This window comes from Mycobacterium pseudokansasii, assembly GCF_900566075.1.
In the GTDB taxonomy this organism is placed as follows: domain Bacteria; phylum Actinomycetota; class Actinomycetes; order Mycobacteriales; family Mycobacteriaceae; genus Mycobacterium; species Mycobacterium pseudokansasii.
Window position 1 is genome coordinate 599312 of sequence record NZ_UPHU01000001.1, and the last position, 18622, is coordinate 617933.

Annotated in this window: 19 protein-coding genes and 1 pseudogene; 11 read left to right on the forward strand and 9 right to left on the reverse strand. The window is 67.7% G+C overall.

The window, feature by feature from the left end; translation table 11 throughout:
* Positions 1-117: 117 nt before the first annotated feature.
* The 4 genes and pseudogenes from EET10_RS30455 to EET10_RS02750 all read right to left on the reverse strand — a co-directional run.
* Positions 118-507 (reverse strand): annotated as a pseudogene (locus EET10_RS30455) (GNAT family N-acetyltransferase); the annotation flags it as partial.
* Positions 508-509: 2 nt separating this feature from the next.
* Positions 510-1418, reverse strand: a complete 909-nt coding sequence (locus EET10_RS02740) for a cation diffusion facilitator family transporter (protein WP_063467562.1) — start codon at positions 1416-1418, stop codon at positions 510-512.
* 42 nt (positions 1419-1460) lie between these two features.
* Entirely contained in the window at positions 1461-2240 is a 780-nt protein-coding gene (locus EET10_RS02745) for a site-2 protease family protein (protein WP_036398875.1), read from the reverse strand.
* A gap of 10 nt (positions 2241-2250) precedes the next feature.
* Complete coding sequence (locus EET10_RS02750; protein WP_036398873.1) at positions 2251-2898, reverse strand: hypothetical protein; 648 nt, start codon at positions 2896-2898, stop codon at positions 2251-2253.
* A gap of 87 nt (positions 2899-2985) precedes the next feature.
* Here EET10_RS02750 and EET10_RS02755 point away from each other — a divergent pair, with 87 nt between their 5' ends.
* Together EET10_RS02755 and EET10_RS02760 are read left to right on the forward strand one after the other, a co-directional pair.
* Positions 2986-4284, forward strand: a complete 1299-nt coding sequence (locus EET10_RS02755; protein WP_063467547.1) for an adenylosuccinate synthase — start codon at positions 2986-2988, stop codon at positions 4282-4284.
* 14 nt (positions 4285-4298) lie between these two features.
* A complete protein-coding gene (locus EET10_RS02760; protein ID WP_122502728.1) occupies positions 4299-4949 on the forward strand; it encodes a PaaI family thioesterase in 651 nt (216 codons plus the stop codon).
* A gap of 7 nt (positions 4950-4956) precedes the next feature.
* Here the strand turns inward: EET10_RS02760 and EET10_RS02765 are convergent, their stop codons facing one another.
* Positions 4957-6288, reverse strand: coding sequence for a PPE family protein (locus tag EET10_RS02765; protein WP_122502729.1), 1332 nt, complete (start codon positions 6286-6288; stop codon positions 4957-4959).
* Between the two features lie 396 nt (positions 6289-6684).
* On the opposite strand from EET10_RS02765, the gene purT reads away from it, so the two are divergent.
* The 3 genes from purT to EET10_RS02780 are packed head-to-tail and all read left to right on the forward strand — an operon-like array spanning position 6685 to position 9722.
* Positions 6685-8052: a formate-dependent phosphoribosylglycinamide formyltransferase gene (gene purT, locus EET10_RS02770; RefSeq protein ID WP_099187965.1), complete on the forward strand. Its 1368-nt coding sequence runs from the start codon at positions 6685-6687 to the stop codon at positions 8050-8052.
* Positions 8049-8471, forward strand: coding sequence for a rhodanese-like domain-containing protein (locus EET10_RS29950; RefSeq protein WP_036398871.1), 423 nt, complete (start codon positions 8049-8051; stop codon positions 8469-8471). Before purT ends, EET10_RS29950 begins: the two co-directional genes overlap by 4 nt.
* A 21-nt stretch (positions 8472-8492) precedes the next feature.
* On the forward strand, positions 8493-9722 hold the full coding sequence (locus tag EET10_RS02780; protein WP_036399631.1) for an O-succinylhomoserine sulfhydrylase: 1230 nt from the start codon (positions 8493-8495) through the stop codon (positions 9720-9722).
* A 388-nt stretch (positions 9723-10110) separates the two neighbouring features.
* Here the strand turns inward: EET10_RS02780 and EET10_RS02785 are convergent, their stop codons facing one another.
* Complete coding sequence (locus EET10_RS02785; protein ID WP_063467543.1) at positions 10111-11526, reverse strand: NAD(P)/FAD-dependent oxidoreductase; 1416 nt, start codon at positions 11524-11526, stop codon at positions 10111-10113.
* Between the two features lie 399 nt (positions 11527-11925).
* Here EET10_RS02785 and lpqS point away from each other — a divergent pair, with 399 nt between their 5' ends.
* The 3 genes from lpqS (at position 11926) to EET10_RS02800 (ending at position 13156) form a co-directional block, all read left to right on the forward strand.
* Positions 11926-12234, forward strand: coding sequence for a putative copper homeostasis (lipo)protein LpqS (lpqS, locus tag EET10_RS02790; RefSeq protein WP_051490226.1), 309 nt, complete (start codon positions 11926-11928; stop codon positions 12232-12234).
* Between the two features lie 185 nt (positions 12235-12419).
* Positions 12420-12629 carry a PPE domain-containing protein gene (locus tag EET10_RS02795; protein ID WP_081260638.1) on the forward strand — a complete coding sequence of 70 codons (210 nt, stop codon included), beginning with the start codon at positions 12420-12422 and terminating at the stop codon, positions 12627-12629.
* 107 nt (positions 12630-12736) lie between these two features.
* Positions 12737-13156: a PE/PPE C-terminal domain-containing protein gene (locus tag EET10_RS02800; protein ID WP_167480121.1), complete on the forward strand. Its 420-nt coding sequence runs from the start codon at positions 12737-12739 to the stop codon at positions 13154-13156.
* A gap of 47 nt (positions 13157-13203) precedes the next feature.
* Here EET10_RS02800 and EET10_RS02805 read toward each other — a convergent pair whose 3' ends face one another.
* Both EET10_RS02805 and EET10_RS02810 read right to left on the reverse strand, forming a co-directional pair.
* A complete protein-coding gene (locus EET10_RS02805) occupies positions 13204-13830 on the reverse strand; it encodes a hypothetical protein (protein ID WP_099187967.1) in 627 nt (208 codons plus the stop codon).
* Positions 13831-13913: 83 nt separating this feature from the next.
* Positions 13914-15101: an acyl-CoA dehydrogenase gene (locus EET10_RS02810; protein WP_122502730.1), complete on the reverse strand. Its 1188-nt coding sequence runs from the start codon at positions 15099-15101 to the stop codon at positions 13914-13916.
* A 35-nt stretch (positions 15102-15136) separates the two neighbouring features.
* On the opposite strand from EET10_RS02810, the gene EET10_RS02815 reads away from it, so the two are divergent.
* From EET10_RS02815 to EET10_RS02825, 3 genes are all read left to right on the forward strand, one after another.
* Positions 15137-15517, forward strand: a complete 381-nt coding sequence (locus EET10_RS02815) for a DUF3054 domain-containing protein (RefSeq protein ID WP_036398861.1) — start codon at positions 15137-15139, stop codon at positions 15515-15517.
* A gap of 25 nt (positions 15518-15542) precedes the next feature.
* Positions 15543-16448: an SAM-dependent methyltransferase gene (locus EET10_RS02820; RefSeq protein ID WP_122501883.1), complete on the forward strand. Its 906-nt coding sequence runs from the start codon at positions 15543-15545 to the stop codon at positions 16446-16448.
* A gap of 430 nt (positions 16449-16878) precedes the next feature.
* Positions 16879-17562, forward strand: a complete 684-nt coding sequence (locus tag EET10_RS02825) for a class I SAM-dependent methyltransferase (protein WP_063467539.1) — start codon at positions 16879-16881, stop codon at positions 17560-17562.
* Positions 17563-17698: 136 nt separating this feature from the next.
* On the opposite strand, the gene EET10_RS02830 is transcribed toward EET10_RS02825, so the two are convergent.
* On the reverse strand, positions 17699-18463 hold the full coding sequence (locus EET10_RS02830) for an MBL fold metallo-hydrolase (protein ID WP_036398857.1): 765 nt from the start codon (positions 18461-18463) through the stop codon (positions 17699-17701).
* Positions 18464-18622: the final 159 nt, after the last annotated feature.

The window sequence follows — 18622 nt, forward strand, 5'->3', positions numbered from 1 at the left end:
CAGACCGGTCCGTTCGGCGGCGCTGGCCTGCGACAGTCTGGTGAACGAGACGGCCGCCGGCTCGGTGGCCGTCTTGGCGAGTAGCCCGGTCAGGAACCGAGGCCAGAAGCCCAACTTCTGGTAGAGGTGGATGTGGCCCGGGCTGTGCGCAAACGTGAAGAGCCCTGCTGCGGTCACATTCCAGGAGTCGATCAGCTCCATCGTGGCCGTCATCAACTGCTGAGCGATGCCTTGATTCCACAGCTCCGGTGTCACCGTCAGCGGTCCGAAGAACGCGAAATTGCCCCACTTGGTCGCGAAATTCGAGCCCACCACGGCGCCGTTTACCTCGGCGGCAAGCGCGGCATCCGGATCGGTGCGCCACCGTGTCCGGACATACTCACGATCTGCCCAGAAGGTCTGCGTGTCGGGCACCCTCATGAACGTTGCGAATGCCCGTCGGCAGATCGCGCTCGCTGCCGCGAGGTCGGCGTCGCGCAGCGGCCGGATCAGGCGGTCAGCAGTCATGGTTACAGGTTGGCAGCGCAGTATCGGGCATCCTCGGGCAGCTCTACCTGAACGGTGGCGTGCTTCAGCCCCCGGTCGTACAGCAGCGCACGCGCCTCCCGCAGCACTGTGGTCAACTCGCCGCCGCTGGTCAGGTGTGCGGTGACCATGTCCTTTCCGGGTGCAAGGGTCCACACGTGCAGGTCGTGCACGTCCGTCACACCGTCCACGGAGCCCAGCGCCGTCCGAAGCTCCGACACGTCGATGTGGCTGGGCGACGACTCGGAAAGGATGCGCAATGCTGCGCGGGCCAGCGACAGAGCCCTGGGCGCTACCCACAGCGCGACCAGCACGGCCACCACCACGTCGGCATAGGGCCACCGCGTCGTGACGGTCACCACGCCGGCGATCAACACGCCGAAGCTGCCGACGGTATCGGCCACGACTTCCATGTAGGCGCCCTTGACCGCCAGACTTCCCTCGGAATGGGACCGCAACAACATCGCCACGACGAAGTTGGCGACCAGGCCCGCCAGCGCCACCACGATCATCGGCATCCCGGGCACCGCGGGAGTCTCGCGAAGACGGTCCACCGCCTCGTAGAGGATGAACAGCGCGACCCCGATTAGCAGCACCGCGTTGGCTACCGCGGTGAACACCTCGGCTCGATGCCAACCATAGGTGCGGGCCGGTGACGAGCTGCCCCGCCTGGCGAGCACGACGGCGGCCAGCCCCATGAACACGGCGACGACGTCGGTGAGCATGTGTCCGGCATCGGCCAGCAGGGCGATCGAGTTGATCAGCAGCGCCGTGGTCAGTTCCACCACGAAGAACGCCGCCAGGATGGCCGCGGCCGCGATCATCCGCGGGATCATGCGAGAGACGTCCGCCCCGGCCGGGGCATGCGAGGTGTGATTGTGGACAGCGCCCATGACCAGTAATATATGCATAACAACGCATATATCGCAACATGATCAGATCCAGCGGCTCCAAAACCGAGTCAGCGAATTGCCTGCGGTCGCCAGCACGTGCGGCACTCCGGAAAAGTCGAAGAGCCAGCCCACGATCCCGAACAGCCATTGGTTCAGTACCGGTGTCAGCAGGACGAACAGCAGGATGAAGACGCCGAACTGCCTGGCCGGCGCCAGCGCCCGCTGCGTCTGCGGACTCAAGTGCGGCTCCAGGGCGTCGTAACCGTCCAGGCCCGGGATCGGCAGCAGGTTCAGCACCACCGCCATGATCTGCAGGAAGCCCAGGAACGCCACCCCGGCCCACAGCACCCAGTGGTGCTCGTCGTAGAGCAACCGGGTTGCGGTCAGCAGCAGCACTGCCAGCGCCAGGTTAGCCGCCGGTCCGGCCAGGCTGACCAGACTGCGACGGGTCGGCGTCATAAACCACGTCCGCAGGTAGACCGCCGCGCCCGGCAGGCCGATTCCACCCAGCGCGATGAAGACCATCGGCAACAACAGCGACATGGCCGGATGGCTGTAGCGCCGCGGGTCCAGGGTCAGGTAGCCGCGCACCGCGGTGTCGTGGTCGCCGAATCGCCAGGCGGTGAACGCATGCCCGAACTCGTGCAGGCACAGCGAGACCAACCAGCCGGCGATCACGAAGATGAACACTCCGGCATAGGCCAATGGCCGCGCACTGACCCCGGACAGCCACGCCAGCGCCCCGCCCACGGCCGTCAGTGCGACCAGGCCCAGAAAGATCGGGCTGGGTCGCACCGACTCGTGCAGGCCTCTCTCTCTCACCGGTCGAAAACTACCGGACCAGCAGCCAGCCTTCGACGTGGCGGTAGAACGCGGATCTTCGCACCGATCGGGGTGCCGCGACACCGTCGCGCTTCACCAAGGCGCCGGTGGTGCCCAGCTGAGCGGCCCGTCCGCTGACCCAGCGGCGCCACGGTACGGTGTCCAGTGCGGCCCGCAGGCCCGGCAACTCCGGCGTCGGCTCGATACACACCCCGGCGACGTCGCCGTCGAACAACACGGTGTCGTCGACCACGGCCTCGCCGCGGATCAGCCGCGCCCGGTCCAGCGGCAGCCAACCGGCCCGGCCGACGATCACCGTCCCGGTCTCGTCGCGGATCAGCGGCACCCGATGGGCCGTTCCCCGCCGCGCCCGCCGCGCCGCACGGCGCCCGGCCGGCAATCGATACACCCGGCAGGCCCTGGTGCGCCGACGCGGCGCGTAGCCCACCTCGATGTCGAGTCGGCCGGCGCGCAGCAGCCGGGTCAGCACGCCGGCCAGGTCGGCGTCATCGCCGATCACAATGAGCCGCCGGTAGGAGCAGACTGCGGTGTCGAGGTCGCCGGGTCGGTGCGTCGGCAGGCCGGTCAAGGTGGCGGGCACCGGCCGATCACCGAACACCAATACCGCGGTGCTGGGCAGTTTCGCCCCGTTATGCATGGTTCCTCGCAAACCGCTGGGTAGGGTAAGTCACCGGCTGGACCACAATAGGCGGGCACAACCCGCGAGAGCAGGTGGGAGCGCGTCATGCCGGCAATCGTCCTGATCGGCGCCCAGTGGGGCGACGAGGGCAAGGGTAAAGCCACCGATCTGCTCGGGGGGCGGGTGCAGTGGGTGGTGCGTTACCAGGGCGGCAACAACGCCGGGCACACGGTCGTGCTGCCGACCGGCGAGAACTTCGCGTTGCACCTCATCCCGTCGGGTGTGCTGACCCCCGGCGTCACCAACGTCATCGGCAACGGCGTGGTGATCGACCCCGGGGTCCTGCTCGACGAGCTGCACGGCCTGGAAGAGCGCGGGGTCGACACCTCCAAGCTGCTGATCTCGGCCGACGCGCATCTGCTGATGCCCTATCACGTGGCCATCGACAAGGTCACCGAGCGCTACATGGGCAGCAAGAAGATCGGCACCACCGGCCGCGGCATCGGCCCCTGCTACCAGGACAAGGTGGCCCGCATGGGGATCCGGGTCGCCGATGTGCTCCACCCCGAGCAGCTGGCCCACAAGGTCCAGGCCGCACTCGAATTCAAGAACCAGGTGCTGGTCAAGATCTACAACCGCAAGGCCCTGGAGCCGGCGCAGGTGGTCGAATCGCTGCTGGAGCAGGCCGACGGTTTCCGCCATCGCATCGCCGACACCCGGCTGCTGCTCAACAACGCGCTCGATGCCGGCGAAACGGTGTTGCTGGAAGGGTCCCAGGGCACGTTGCTCGATGTGGACCATGGCACCTACCCCTATGTGACCTCGTCGAACCCGACGGCGGGGGGGGCGGCCGTGGGCTCCGGCATCGGCCCTACCCGGATTCGCACGGTGCTGGGCATCCTCAAGGCCTACACCACCCGGGTGGGCTCGGGCCCGTTCCCCACCGAGCTGTTCGACGAGAACGGCGAATACCTGTCCAAGACCGGCGGCGAATTCGGGGTGACCACCGGCCGGCGCCGGCGCTGCGGCTGGTTCGACGCCGTCGTCGCGCGCTACGCCACCCGGGTCAACGGCATCACCGACTTCTTCCTGACCAAACTCGACGTGCTGTCCAGCCTGGAAACGGTGCCGGTGTGTGTCGGCTATCGGATCGACGGAAAGCACACCGGCGAGATGCCGATGACCCAGAGTGATCTGTGCCATGCTGAGCCGGTTTACCAGGAGCTGCCGGGATGGTGGGAAGACATCTCCGCCGCGCGTGACTTCGACGACCTGCCGGCCAAGGCTCGTGACTACGTGCTGCGGCTGGAAGAGCTCGCCGGAGCGCCGGTTTCGTGCATCGGTGTCGGTCCCGGACGGGATCAGACCATCGTGCGCCGCGACGTCCTGGCGGCCCGTCCGTGACGCACTATTCCTCGCTGGCGTCAGACGGATGCCCCGAAGAAGAAGATCCCGAATACCAGCACCACGGCGGCTTTCCGGAATACGCCCCCGCCAGCCCCGGCGCGGGTTTCCGCCGTTTCGTGACGACGATGCGCCGGTTGCAGGACCTGGCGGTGTCGGCAGACCCGGGTGACGACGTGTGGGACGAGGCCGCCGAGCGCGCCGCCGCGCTGGTCGAGCTGCTGGGTCCGTACCGGGCCGAGGAAGGCAAGGGGCCGGCCGGGCGGACCCCCGATCTGCCCGGCATGGGCAGCCTGTTACTGCCGCCGTGGACGTTGACCCGCTACCGGCCCGACGGTGTGGAAATGACGGGTTCGTTCAGCCGGTTTCATGTCGGGGGCAACCACGCGGTGCACGGTGGCGTGCTGCCGTTGCTGTTCGACCACATGTTCGGCATGGTGTCGCATGCGGCGGGGCGGCCGATCAGCCGGACGGCTTTCCTGCACGTCGACTACCGCAAAATCACCCCGATCGATGCGCCGCTGGTCATCCGGGGACGGGTGACCCGGAGCGAGGGCCGCAAAGCGTTCGTGTCCGCGGAATTGGTCGACGCCCGCGGCCCTGGCGAGACGGTGTTGGCCGAGGGCAACGGCCTGATGGTGCGGCTGCTGCCCGGCCAGCCCTAACGGGAAGCTACTGGCTTTGGCTCGGGTTCGGCGGCACCACGATGATGGTCGCCCCCGGGATGGCCGCCAACGTCGCGGCCAGGTTGGCCACCACGCCGGGCGGTAAACCGGACGGCAACCCCGGGATGTTCGCGCCGGCGGCCGCCGGGATCGAGGGTGTGTTCGCCGCAGGTCTGCCGGCCGCCGCGGCCCCGCCACCCGCTGCCGGTGCGGCCGCGGCCGGGGTGGGCGAGGAGGCGCCGCCCCGGGCTGCCAGGCCGGCCAGGCTGGTCCCGGCCAAGCCCGCCGCCGCCATGCCCGTGTAGCCGCTGTCCGAACCGTCCGTCATGTACATCGGTGTGGTGCCGGGGAACATCGCAGCGACCTGGCGCACCGCCGGCGGAAGCATCCAGCTCTGCGGCACCGAGAGCCCGCCGATATTGGCCGAGTAGCCGGACAGCGCGGCGATCGGCGGCTGGGGCGGGGTGAACACCCGGCCTGGCAGGGGGACGCGGCCAGTGCTGTCGCGGCCGGGGCTGGGGACACAGGTCGATCCGTCGTCGGCACTCTCGTCGGGTTGTCTCGCACCCAGATCCTTCTCCCATTCATCGACCTCGTCGTGGCGATAGATTTCGATCAGCTGCGCCGCCTGCAGCCCCCAGCTGCCGGCTGCGACGATCACCGCCGCGGCCACCAGAAAGTCGAGTTCCCCAAGCGGTGTGGGCAGGTTCACCAAGTCGGGCAATTCCACGACTGCGGCTGCCGGCGCAGCCGCCGCCGGGGCGGCCGTGCTGGCCGCCTGAGCGGTGGTGGCGTCGGGCGCCGGTTGGATCCCGGTCGTGGTCGGGGGCGGGGCGGCAAACGGCGGCAACTCCGACGCGGCCGCCGAGCTGCCGGCGTAGCCGTCCATGACGACAATGTCCTGAGCCCACATTTCGCTGTAATCGGCTTCACTGGCGGCGATCGCCGGCGTGTTCTGTCCGAAGATGTTCGTCCGCGCCAGCGCGACCATGGTGCTGCGGTTGGCCGCGATCTCCCCCGGGGGCACCGTCGCCGCATACGCCGATTCGTAGGCGTTGGCCGCGGCAACGGCCTGAGCCGCGGCCTGCTCGGCCTGAGCCGCAGTGACCCGCATCCACGCCACGTAGGGCGCGGCCGCGGCCGCCATCGAGAGCGCCGACGGGCCTCGCCACTCGTCGCCGGTGAGCCCGGCTATCACCGCGGAATACGACGCGGCCGTGGCGTTCAGTTCGTTGGCCAGCCGCTCCCAGGCCGCCGCCGCGTGCAGCAGCGGAGCTGAGCCGGGACCGGCATACAGCCTTGCGGAATTGATTTCCGGCGGCAGTGCCGCGAAGTCCATTCCCATCATCATCGCGATGTCCCCCCCCGGCCCGCCGCCGCGGCGTGAGTCGCATCGCCGGCCGCATCCACCGGCGGCCGGGTCATCACGAAAGACATGAACTTCTCCTTGACGGAAATTGCGCGGTCCGCGAAGGGCCTTCTATTCGGATGGCGCAAATGACCGCCCGCCACTCACCCGACCCACATGCTCGTAGGCGAGGCAAACACCGGGCTGTGAGCAGGGTTACACAAAAACTCGAGAAATGAGCGCAGAAGCGCCTTTCTCTTAGCGAGCCCACGGTTACGGCGGGTAATTGCGTTGCCGCGGGCCTCGCTGGTCCCGCCGCGTTCGGCACCCGCGCCAGCGCCCCTATCCTTGAGCAGCGGGACCACTACCGATGGAGAGGGTGAGCTGGTGACTGACGGCTTGACCGAGGGACGGGATGAGCTCACCGGTAATGACGAGCGGCCGGCGGCTGGCGACGGTCCGGCCCGGGACGACGCGACGACGGCCCTGGATGTGTCGCCCGCCGCAACCGGCCTGCCGGCGGCGGCCGAGCCCGATGGCAGGCCGCGGGTGCTGTTGCTGGGCTCGGATGAGCTGGGCCGGGAGCTGACAGTTGCGTTACAAGGCTTTGGCGCAGAGGTGATCGCTGCCGACGAACGCCCCGATGCGCCCGCGCACCGCGTCGCCGACCAGGCGCTTGTCGTCTCAATGGCCGATGCCGACGAGCTGGCGGCGCTCTTTGCTCGGCTGCATCCGGACTTCGTGGTGACGCTCACCGACGTGGTCAGCGTCGACGCACTCGATGCTCTCCAAGCCGGCCAAGCCCGGCAGGCTCGGTCTGACGGGTGGTACACCGAGCTGGTGCCCAGCGCCCGCAGCGTCCGGCTGACCCGTGACCGGGAAGGCCTGCGCAAGCTGGCCGCCGACGAGCTCGGCCTGCCTACCGCACCGTTCTGGTTCGTCGCATCGCTTGCCGAACTCCAGGCGGTGGCCGCTCACGCCGGCTACCCGTTGATGGTCAAACCCGTCGCCAAGGTAAGCGGTCGGGAGCGGTCGGTGGTCCGCGGGCCCGACGAGATCGAGCGTGCCTGGCATCTCGCAGCCGGAGGTGAGCTCGCGGGCGCACCTCCCAGGGTGTGGGCCGAGAGGGTGGTCGATATCGAGGTTCTGGTCACCCTGATCGTGGTGTGCAGCGACGGGCCGGCGGGACCGGAAATCACCTTTTGTGCGCCGGTCGGCTATCGCGGCGCAGACGACCGGGGTGACGGGGACCTGGAATCCTGGCAACCGCAGCAGCTGAGTACCGCCGCGCACGACGCGGCCAGGTCGATAGCCGCCCGCATCGTGAAGGCACTCGGCGGACGGGGTGTCTTCAGCGTCGAATTGATGGTCAACGGCGACGAGGTGTACTTCGCCGACGTCACCGCGTGGCCGGGCGACAGCGCCTGGGTCACCCTGTGCAGCCAGCGGCTTTCCGCCTTCGAGTTGCAGGCCCGGGCGGTTATGGGCCTTGGGGTGGACACGTTGATGGTGTCGCCGGGCGCCGCTCGGGTGGTCGGCCCGGGCCGGGCGGCGGCGGGTGTGGCGCCCAGTGCCGAGACGCTGACGGCCGCGCTGAGCGTCCCGGAAAGCGATGTCCGGGTGTTTACGAGTGCGCGCGCCGCCGCAGCGCGCAGGCTTGGCGTGGCGCTGGCGACCGCGCCCGACGTGGGGACCGCGCGCGGCCGCGCCCGAGACGTCGCCGACCGGCTCAGTATGCGAGACTCGGGCAGGTGAGCTACGCGGGAGATCTAACGCCGTTCGAAGCATGGACCATGCTCAGCGACAACCCTGAGGCTGTGTTGGTGGACGTGCGGACCGCCGCCGAGTGGCATTTCGTCGGTGTACCGGACTTGTCCAGCCTGGGCCGCGACGTCGTCTACATCGAGTGGAACACCGTCGACGGAGCGCGCAACCCGAACTTCGTCGCCGCACTGCAGGACGCCATCGCGCCCGCGGAAGGTCCGGGCGAGCGGCCGGTCGTTTTCCTGTGCCGCTCCGGTCATCGCTCCATCGGCGCTGCCGAAGCCGCAACCGGCGCCGGGATCACGCCGGCCTACAACGTGTTGGACGGCTTCGAAGGGCACCTCGACGCCGAGGGTCATCGTGGTGTGGTCGGTTGGCGGGCAATCGGATTGCCGTGGAGGCAGGGGTGATCCGGTGACGGGGTGGCGGCGATGACCGGCGCGCGTTCGGTCCGCACGCCCAAGCCGCTGCCCGACGGTGTCAGCCAGGCCACCATCGGAGTGCGCGGCGGGCTGTTGCGCTCGGGGTTCGACGAGACCGCCGAGGCGATGTATCTGACGTCCGGCTATGTCTACGAGTCGGCGGCGACGGCCGAGCAGTCGTTTGCCGGCGAGCTGGACCACTTCGTGTACTCGCGCTACGGCAACCCGACCGTATCGATGTTCGAGGAGCGGCTGCGACTGATCGAGGGAGCGCCGGCGGCATTCGCCACCGCCAGCGGCATGGCGGCGGTGTTCACCTCGCTGGGCGCGCTGCTGGCGGCCGGGGATCGGTTGGTGGCCGCGCGCAGCCTGTTCGGATCGTGCTTTGTGGTGTGCAACGAGATCCTGCCGCGCTGGGGAGTGCAGACGGTTTTCGTCGACGGCGACGACCTTTCGCAATGGGAGCAGGCGCTGGCCGACCCCTCCAAGCCCACCCGAGCGGTGTTCTTCGAGACGCCGGCGAATCCCATGCAGTCGCTGGTGGACATCGCCGCGGTGACTGAGCTGGCACATGCCGCCGGTGCAAAAGTCGTGCTGGACAACGTTTTTGCCACGCCATTGCTGCAGCAGGGCTTTCCGCTCGGGGTTGACGTGGTGGTGTACTCGGGCACCAAGCACATCGACGGCCAAGGCCGGGTGCTCGGCGGCGCCATCCTTGGTGACAAGGAGTACATCGACGGCCCGGTGCAGAAACTGATGCGCCACACCGGACCGGCGATGAGCGCCTTCAATGCCTGGGTGCTGCTGAAAGGCCTTGAGACACTCGCGGTTCGGGTCGAGCACAGCAATTCCTCGGCGCTGCGGATCGCCGCGTTCCTGGAAGCCCATCCCGCGGTGAGTTGGGTGCGCTACCCGTTTTTGCCGTCACATCCGCAATACAACCTGGCCAAGCGGCAAATGTCCGGCGGCGGAACCGTCGTCACCTTCGCGCTGGACGCTCCGGAGAGTGCGGCCAAGCAACGGGCGTTCGAGGTGCTCGACAAGCTTGCGCTGATCGATATCTCCAACAACCTCGGGGACGCGAAATCGCTTGTCACGCATCCGGCTACCACGACGCACCGGGCCATGGGCCCGGAGGGCCGCGCCGCGATCGGCCTGGGTGACGACGTGGTCCGCATCTCGGTCGGGCTGGAAGGCACCGACGACCTGATCGCCGATCTGGACCGGGCGTTGAGCTAGTCGGCGTCTGTAGTGCCCGGCTCTCGCGCTCCAAATATCTTGGGCGCGTTAGGTTGTCGCGGTGAGTGTTGGCGGACGCGGTTGGGTGGGTATGTCAATCAGGGCGTCGAGTGTGCCGCCAGGGCGTCGAGTGTGCCGCCAGGGCGGCCCGCGGCGCTTTTCCCGCCCTACATACACACTCAAAGCCGTCACCGCACACTCGATGCGGCAGCATCACAGCCGACCGGTTGAGCACGTAAGTCATCCCCGGAAATCCGCCACCACAAGAGGTTTGAGCGAAGATACGGGCGGGCAGACCGCGCACCGGCTTCTCGGCGACTGCGGTGGCGCAGGTAACGTCCGCCGGCTACGGGACGCCGGCGCGGCGACCAGCGTCCTGGACGGCAACCTAACCGACCGCTCGCTGTTCGGCCCTTTCGGCCTGTTCGGCAGCGGCCAGGGCGCCTTCTTCGGCCCGCGCCTGGACATAGCGCATCGCCAGCCTGGCGTAGACCATCTGGCTGGTGATGGCCATCTGCCCGCGTGTGCGGCCCAGGAAGGCCAGCCCCCAGGAGAACGCGGCGGCAATGCGATTGCGGTGGCCCACCAGGTACAGCAGATGCAGCAGCAGCCACGCCAGCCAGGCGAAGAATCCGGCGAACTCCACCTTGCCGATCTTGGTGACGGCGCTGAAATGGGAGATGAGGGCCATGCTGCCCTTGTTGAAATAGTGGAACGGCTTGCGGTTGGCCGGGTCGTCATGGCCTTTCACCGCGTGCTTGATGATCGTGGTGGCATAGCGTGCCCCCTGGATGGCGCCCTGGGCCATCCCGGGTACACCGGGCACCGACATCAAATCACCGACCACGAAGACGTACGGGTGTCCTTTGACGGTGAGGTCGGGTTCCACGATTACCCGTCCGGCGCGATCGGTTTCGGTTCCCCCGGACTGTTCGGCCACCATCTTGCCCAGCGGGCTGGCCTGTACGCCGGCCGCCCACACCTTGCACGCGCAGTCGATGCGGCGCTCGGTGCCGTCTTTGTCCCTGACCGTGATGCCCTTGTAATCCACGGCGGTCACCATCGCGTTGAGCTGGACTTCGACGTCCATCTTCTCGAGCTTTCGTTGCGCCTTGAGACCCAACTTCGGGCCCATCGGCGGCAGTACCGCGGGCGCGGCGTCGAGCAGGATCACCCGGCACTCGCTGGGCGTAATGGTTCGAAATGCCCCGGCGAGGGTGCGCTCGGCGAGTTGGACAATCTCCCCGGCGAGCTCCACGCCCGTGGGACCGGCCCCGACCACGACGAAAGTCAGCCGGCGTTCGCGCTCGGCATGGTCGGTGGCGACTTCGGCGGCCTCGAACGCTCCCAGGATCCGCCCACGCAGCTCCAGGGCATCGTCAATGGTCTTCATGCCGGGCGCGAAGATGGCGAAATCGTCGTTGCCGAAATAGGACTGCTGCGCACCGGCTGCCACGATGAGACTGTCAAACGGCGTGACCGTCTCCATGTCCATCAATTTCGACGTGACCGTCTTTGCGTTCAGGTCCATGCCGATGATTTCACCCAGCAACACCCGCACGTTCTTTTGGTTGCGCAAGATCAGCCTGGTGGTCGGGGCGATGTCACCCTCGGACAAAATTCCGGTGGCCACTTGGTACAGCAGCGGCTGGAACAAGTGGGTGGTCGTCTTGGAGATGAGGGTGACGTCGACGTCGGCTCGCTTGAGCGCCTTGGCCGCGGTCAGCCCGCCAAAACCGCTGCCGATGATGACGACGTGATGGCGCCTGCCGACGGACGAGCCTTCGCTGGGTGGGGGCGTCATGGTCCTCCTTCAGTTTTCGTCATTCGCTGCGACAGTCTCAGGGTCACTGCGGCGCATGTATACCGTACGACTTCGCCCGGGCTGACGTCGATTGTTTCCGGGCCCCACCGTGCGCCGAGCATCATCTGCGTCTGCTTTCCGGTCGTGTTCGGAAGCAAACCTATTGCCGGCCAGTCTCGTTCGTTTGGTGGCGCTATCGGATGGGTGCGGTCGCGATGAAGTGCGGTGCCTTTCCGCGGAGCGGCACAACGGTTGCAATATACGGGTGGGGGTATATGGTGCCGCCGTGGCCCTCCGGCAGGCGGGCACTGTCTCGAGGCTGCTTGGGCGATCTGCGCTCATCGCGGCTCTGGCCGCGTTGCTGCTCGGGGTGGCAGGCGGTCATTGCGGGTTGCCGCGATGGGAATTTTCCCCGGCCCACCTATCACAGTCGCGCCTCGCGACGCCGACCATCAGTTGGTGATCAACGGGAAGCACGCGCAGCGTTCCGACGCTGCGGCATCGCTGTGTCCCGGCAAGCTGGCGACGGCCATACTGCCGCAGTCGGTCACGCCGGCCCTGGGTGTCGTCGCCATGCTCGCGGTGGTCGGTCTCGTTGGTCTGTTCGTTGACCCGGTGGCGTTCGGTGGGCGCAGTCCGCCTGCCACGCCACATTGGGCCATCTCCGGTCGGGTGCTCTTGACCCGGCTCTGGGTAGCGCGTCGCTGACCGGTCAAGCGGCCGCGCGCCGTTTTCGGCTCGCCTGAAAACCGACAATCGGTATGTCTTCGGCGGTCGTCTTCGTTGTGATCGGCATTTCCGCCGTCGCCTCAGGCGTCAAAGCGGCTGTGCAGCGCCGCATCTGACGTTGAGCGCAGTGTGCGTAGAGCTAATTCAGTTGAAGGTCAAGCGAAATGGATTTTGGTGCATTGGCACCCGAAGCCACTTCGGCGAAAATGTATACCGGCCCTGGCGCCGGGTCGCTGCTGGGCGCGGCGGCAGCGTGGGAAGCAGTAGCCGACGAGCTGTACTGCGCGGCGGATTCGTGCGCCGCGACCATCTCGGCCGTCACCGGCCACACCTGGATAGGCCAGGCAGCGGTGGCGATCTCGCCCAGCCGGTAACGGCGTCGGCTTCGGGGTGGAACTTCGCGGAATGCCTGAGCCTGCTGACCTCGTTGACTTCGCCCGCCAGCGCGGCTGCCTCGACGATGAGTTCGACGATGTCGGCAATGTCCTCGGTGAGCTCGGTGGCAAAGCTTCTCAGCTCGTCCACCACCGCGGTGGCCAGCGATGCCGCAACGCTGGGCTCGGCGCTGTCCGGTGTCGGAGCGGTGGCGCCGGCGGCAGGGCTTTTCACGGCGGGGACCGCATCGGCCGTCGCGGCCGAGGTGGGCAAGGCCGCGTCGCTGGGACCGTTGTCGGTGCCGTCGAGTTGGGCCTCGACCGCAATGACGGTCAGCCCCGCGGCCGCGCCGTGGAGCGGCGCCGCCGGTGTTGTGGCCGCCCAGTCAGGTGCGAGCGGAAACCTGTTGGGCGGGTTGCCGATTGCCGGAATGCCCAGCCGCGGTGGTGCGAGCGGCCTGAACGGCACGACGCCACGGCCCGGGGCGCCCCCCACGGTGATGCCGCGCCCGCTGTTCGGCGGATGAGCCCGCCGGGTCCCGTGCGTCGCGACGGACCGGGCGACGGGGCCGGCTCACGGCCAGCCGCTGGCGTTAGTGGCGTACCTGGCGTTGAGCCCGGTGCAGAAATCTGCGGCCGTGCCGGCGAGCAAGATGTAGTAGACCTCGGTGCGACGCAGATCGCCGTCGGTCGGGGTGGTCCAGCCGTTGTTGCACATGGCGCTTTCGCCGCCCGCGGTGGACCGGCGCCAATTGGTCTTGACGCAGCTGACCAATGCGTCGACGTTCGCAGTGGCGCTCTTGGCCGCGACCAGCATCGCGCCTCCCCACAGCCCGTCCGCACGCCGGTAGGCGCGGGCCCCGAACGGGGGACCCGACCCCGCACCGTTGCCCTGGCAGGCCAACGCACGGTGCAGCAGCACGAAGGGCGCAGCCAGCTGCGGGTCGGTCACCGAGGCGGCCGCGATGATGAATTGAGCCGCGTCCGAGCCGTCGACCTCCTGGACATTCGGGTTGTTGAGGCCGGTCAGTTGCTGGGAAAGGCCCGGCGCCGCGCCGGGGCCGGCGATCATCGGACCGCTGCCGGTGGAGGTCATCGGCGGCAGCGTAACGGTGGGCTCGGCGACTGCCTTGGGGGCCACTGTCAGAGCGCCCAGTGACAGCCCGCACACAGCCACGGCGACGACGATCCGGTGTGACATACGCCCATCATCTACTGTCCTGGCGTCACGGGTGGGGCGGATTCGAATAGAACGTGCCGGCTGAACCATCGGCCCGGGCTGGCTCAGCGGAATGCGGCCATGCCGGTGAAGGCCTGGCCGAGCACCAGCTGGTGCATCTCGGGGGTGCCCTCGTAGGTCAGTACCGATTCCAGGTTGACCATGTGCCTGATCACCGGGTACTCCAGCGATATTCCGTTGCCGCCCAGGATGGTCCGCGCGGTCCGGCAGATCTCGATCGCCTCGCGGGTGTTGTTGAGCTTGCCGAAGCTGACCTGCTCGGGGCGCAGGCCGACACGGTCTTTGAGCCGTCCTAGATGCAGCGCGAGCAGTTGGCCCTTGTGCAGTTCGACGGCCATGTCGACAAGCTTCGCCTGAGTCAACTGGAATCCGGCGATGGGACGGCCGAATTGGGTGCGCTGTATAGCATAGTCCAGCGCGGACTGCCACGACGAGCGCGCCGCACCCATTGCGCCCCAAACGATTCCGTAACGCGCCTCGGACAGGCACGCCAGCGGCGCCCGGAGTCCAATAGCGGCGGGCAGCATCGCTTCGGCGGGCAGCCGGACACTGTCGAGCACCAACTCGCTGGTGATCGACGCTCGCAGCGAGAGCTTGTGGTGAATGGTGTTGGCGGTGAAGCCCGGGGTGTCGGTGGGCACGACAAATCCGCGGATTCCCTCGTCGGTGCCGGCCCACACGACTGCCACGTCGGCGACCGAACCGTTGGTGATCCACATCTTTCGCCCGTCGAGCAGCCAATCCGAGCCGTCACGTCGGGCCCGTGTTTTCATGGCGGCCGGGTCGGATCCGGCGTCGGGTTCGGTCAGCCCGAAACAGCCGACCAGCTCACCGGCCGCCATGCCGGGCAGCCATTGCTGCTTCTGCTCCTCGGAGCCGTTGTGCCAAATGGCGAACATTGCCAGCGAACCTTGCACCGATACCAACGACCGGATGCCGGAATCGGCGGCCTCGAGCTCCAGGCAGGCCAAGCCGTAGTGGACCGCGGACGAGCCCCCACATCCGTAGCCGTGCAAATGCATTCCCAGCAGGCCGAGTTGGCCGAACTGTTTGGCCAGCTCGCGGGCCACCGGAAGGTCGCCGTTCTCGAACCACTCGGTGACGAACGGCGTCACCTGTTCGGCACAGAATTGCCGTACGGTGTCGCGGACCGCGAGTTCATCGGCGGACAGCGACGCGTCCAGCCCGAGCGGGTCGTAGCGGTCGAAGGCGGGCGGTGTGTCAGTGCTCATGACCAACATCCTGCCCGGCCCGGTAATCTCGCTCCATGCAACCGCGGCGCCGGCTCTCCTGGATGGGCGCGTTGGCAACCGACGTGGTCGCCGTCCTGATCTTCTGCACCCTCGGGCGCCGCAGCCATGCCGAGGGCATCAGCGTCGCCGGCGTCGCGACAACCGCGTGGCCGTTTCTGAGCGGGACCCTCGCCGGATGGCTGGTGTCGCGGGGCTGGCGACGGCCCACCAGCGTGACACCCACCGGGGTGATGGTGTGGATCGGCACGGTGGCGGTCGGCATGGTGTTGCGCAAGGCCACGGCGGCCGGTGTGGCGGTGAGTTTCGTCGTGGTCGCCTCGTCGGTCACCGGCGTGTTATTGCTCGGTTGGCGCGCGGCCGCCGGGCTGATGCTGCGCCGCCGTTCGGATGTGTGACGAGGCCCTGACGGGGTGAGGGCAGATGGTACGCACCGATGACGACGACTGGGATCCGGCGACCGGCGTCGGGGTAACCGCGACGTTCGGCGCCACCGCCAGGGCCGTCGGCGCCGCCGCCGGGTTGCTGAACGACCCGTTCGCCGAACCGTTGGTTCGCGCCGCGGGAGTGCCGTACTTCACCCGGATTATCGACGGCGATCTGGTGGAGACCGACGAGGCCGAAAACCGGACAACGGCCGCGCTCATCGACATCCTGGTGACCCACACCCGATTCCTCGACGGTTTCCTTGCCGACGCGGGCCGGGCGGGGATTCGTCAGGCGGTGATCCTGGGGTCGGGCCTCGATGCCCGGCCATACCGGCTGTGGTGGCCACCGGGAACAACGGTGTACGAGATAGACCAGCCCCGAGTGATCGAATTCAAAACCCGCTTGTTGTATGGGCTGGGCGCCAAGCCGACAGCGCACCGCCGTGCGGTCGGCATCGACCTTCGTCAGGATTGGCTGGCGGCCTTGTGGCGGGTCGGTTTCGACGCGGACCAGCCCACGGTGTGGATTGCCGAGAACCTGCTCGTGGGCTACCTGCCGCCCGGCGGGCAGGAGCGGCTGCTGAAAGACGTCACCGCGGTGAGTGCGCTCGGCAGCCGGTTCGCCGCCGATCACATGCCCACCTGGACACCGTTACAGCAGAAGGCGGGACGGGCTTTCGTCGACCGCTGGCGCAAGTTCGGCCTGGACGTAGACCTGGCAGCGCTGACGTATCCGGGTGAATACCGTTATCTGCCGGAATGGTTGGCATCCAACGGCTGGGAGACGGTGGACCGCGACGTCGTCGAACTGTTCGCCGCGATGGGAATGCCCGGCCGCTGGAGTGTCCGGCCTCGTGACGTGGCGATCACACCCAGATACGTCACCGCGACGCTGGTCTAGAGCCTTCCGCATCTCGAAAGCCGTTACCACGCTTGACTTTATGTCGCACGACCGGACCGGCTGGCAGCCGAGGCTCAGGGTCATTACTCACGGGGCGGCCCTGTTCGGCCGCCGCTCGGTGAATCCCGACGAATTGTTCGAAGAAGCCCGGGATTACGTCGAGGTGGTGCGCCGGCCGACGTCGAGGACGGCGCCTACCTCGACCCGGACCGAATCCGCCGCGTCGAATACGCGGGCCGCTGTTGCAGGAGCGCGGTGGGTTGCATACCGAGTACGCCGGTGAGACGTTGCGTGAGCATTTGGGCCTGGGACCGGGCGCGCGGGTGTAAGGATTCCGCAAACGCGGCTTGCCCGCGGCGCCACGGCGTTATAGGTTTCCGTCAACTATGGTTGACGATATGATGATCGGCCCTGACGGAAAACTAACTGAATGTCCAGCAGCGCAACGATTCCCGGTGTCAGTGTAGTGACACAGGACGGCAGCGCGGTCGAAATCTACCGGCGGATGCCGTCACTGGGCGAAATCGAGCACATTCAGTCGCTGCTGACACCCAACAGTTCGGTGCTGGAGCTGGGCTCCGGCACCGGGCGTATCGCCGACGCTCTGGCCGCGCTCGGTCATCGGGTCACGGCCGTCGACGACTCGCCCGAGATGCTCGCACACATCCGCCGCGCCCGAGCGATTCAGGCCCGCATCGAGGACGTCCGGCTGGCCGAGAAGTTCGACGCCGTGCTGCTGGTCTCCAACCTGATCAACTACCCGGACGCCCCGCTGCGCAGATCGATGCTGGCAACGTTTGCCCACCATCTCGCGCCGAGCGGGCAGGTCATCATCGAATGGGTGCCGCCCTCGATGTTGGCGTCCCGGCAGCAGGGCTGGACCAAGACCGTGACGTTCGGGCAAGCGGCAGCGACCCTGACGATCCACTCCAACGCCGGCGGCATCATCACGGGTGAGTTCACCTTGACGGCCGACGGCCGGCGATGGCACCAGTCGCTCGTGCTGCAGCGCGTCAGCCCGGCGACCGTGCGAGACGAGCTGACGGCGGCCGGGCTCACCCTGACGACCGCCGCGCCCAATTCGACCCGGTGGTTGCTGGCGAAGCGACGCTGAAAATCGCGTCGCCCTTGAATCCGGAAGGAGGTGATCGACGTGACTTACGAGCAATTGTTCTGCGACGTGGAAATGGCCTGCGAGAGTGTCTGGTTCGCGACGGGCGAACTGGCGGAGTGAGCGGGGCCGGCCCTGATCAGCGGGCGAATGCTCCCGCTCGCTGCAGGGCCTCGTCGGTGGCCGCGCGGATCGGGCCGCGCCACAGCGCACCGTGGCCCGGCGCCAGGATCTCGGTTTCCAGCAGGGCCAGCGCCGCCAGGCTGCGGATGCAGTTCTGCTGGCTGTAGCTGAACACCGCCGGCAGTAGCTGCGGCCCGCCGCGGCGCAACAAGGGATGGCCGGTGATCAAGGCATCGCCGCTGGCCAGTACGCCGTCGACCAGATACGAGCAATGCCCGTTGGTGTGTCCGGGAGTGAAGATCGCCATCGGATGACCCGGCAGCCCCGCGGCCACCTCGGCGGTCAATGGCCGTGTCGTCGGAATGCCGTCGCGGACCAGGCCGCCGTTGCGCACCACATGAGCGGTCCACACCGCCCAGCGGGGCCGCCAGAGACGCAGCGCGACATCGAGTATCGACACCTGCTCCAGGTATTCGCGCTTGGCGTGCCCGACCTCGTCGGCATGGCAGTACACCGGGGTGTGATGCTCACGGGCGAACCAGATCGCGGTGCCCAGGTGGTCGATGTGCGCGTGGGTCAGCAGGATTGCGCGCACATCCCCAGGCTGATAGCCCAACAGGCGCAGCGACCCCAGCACCTCCGCGCGATCGCCGGGATAACCGGCGTCGATCAGCATCACCCCGGTGTCGTCGATCACCAGCACCCAGTTGACCGCGTGCCCATGGGCGAGGTGAACCTTCTCGGTAACCTGAACAAGCTCCGTCTTCAGCTGGTGGGCCATGTCTTCTCCTACGTCAAGGCATTGCCAGCCCGATAACCGCGCGATCAGCGTAACGGCTGCAACGCGTTTGATCGTCAACAACCGATTATCGCCACGGCCGGACCCGGCTCTGGGCTGTCCCGGGGTGCAATCTGGTCGCCATTCGGCTGCAGCGCTCGC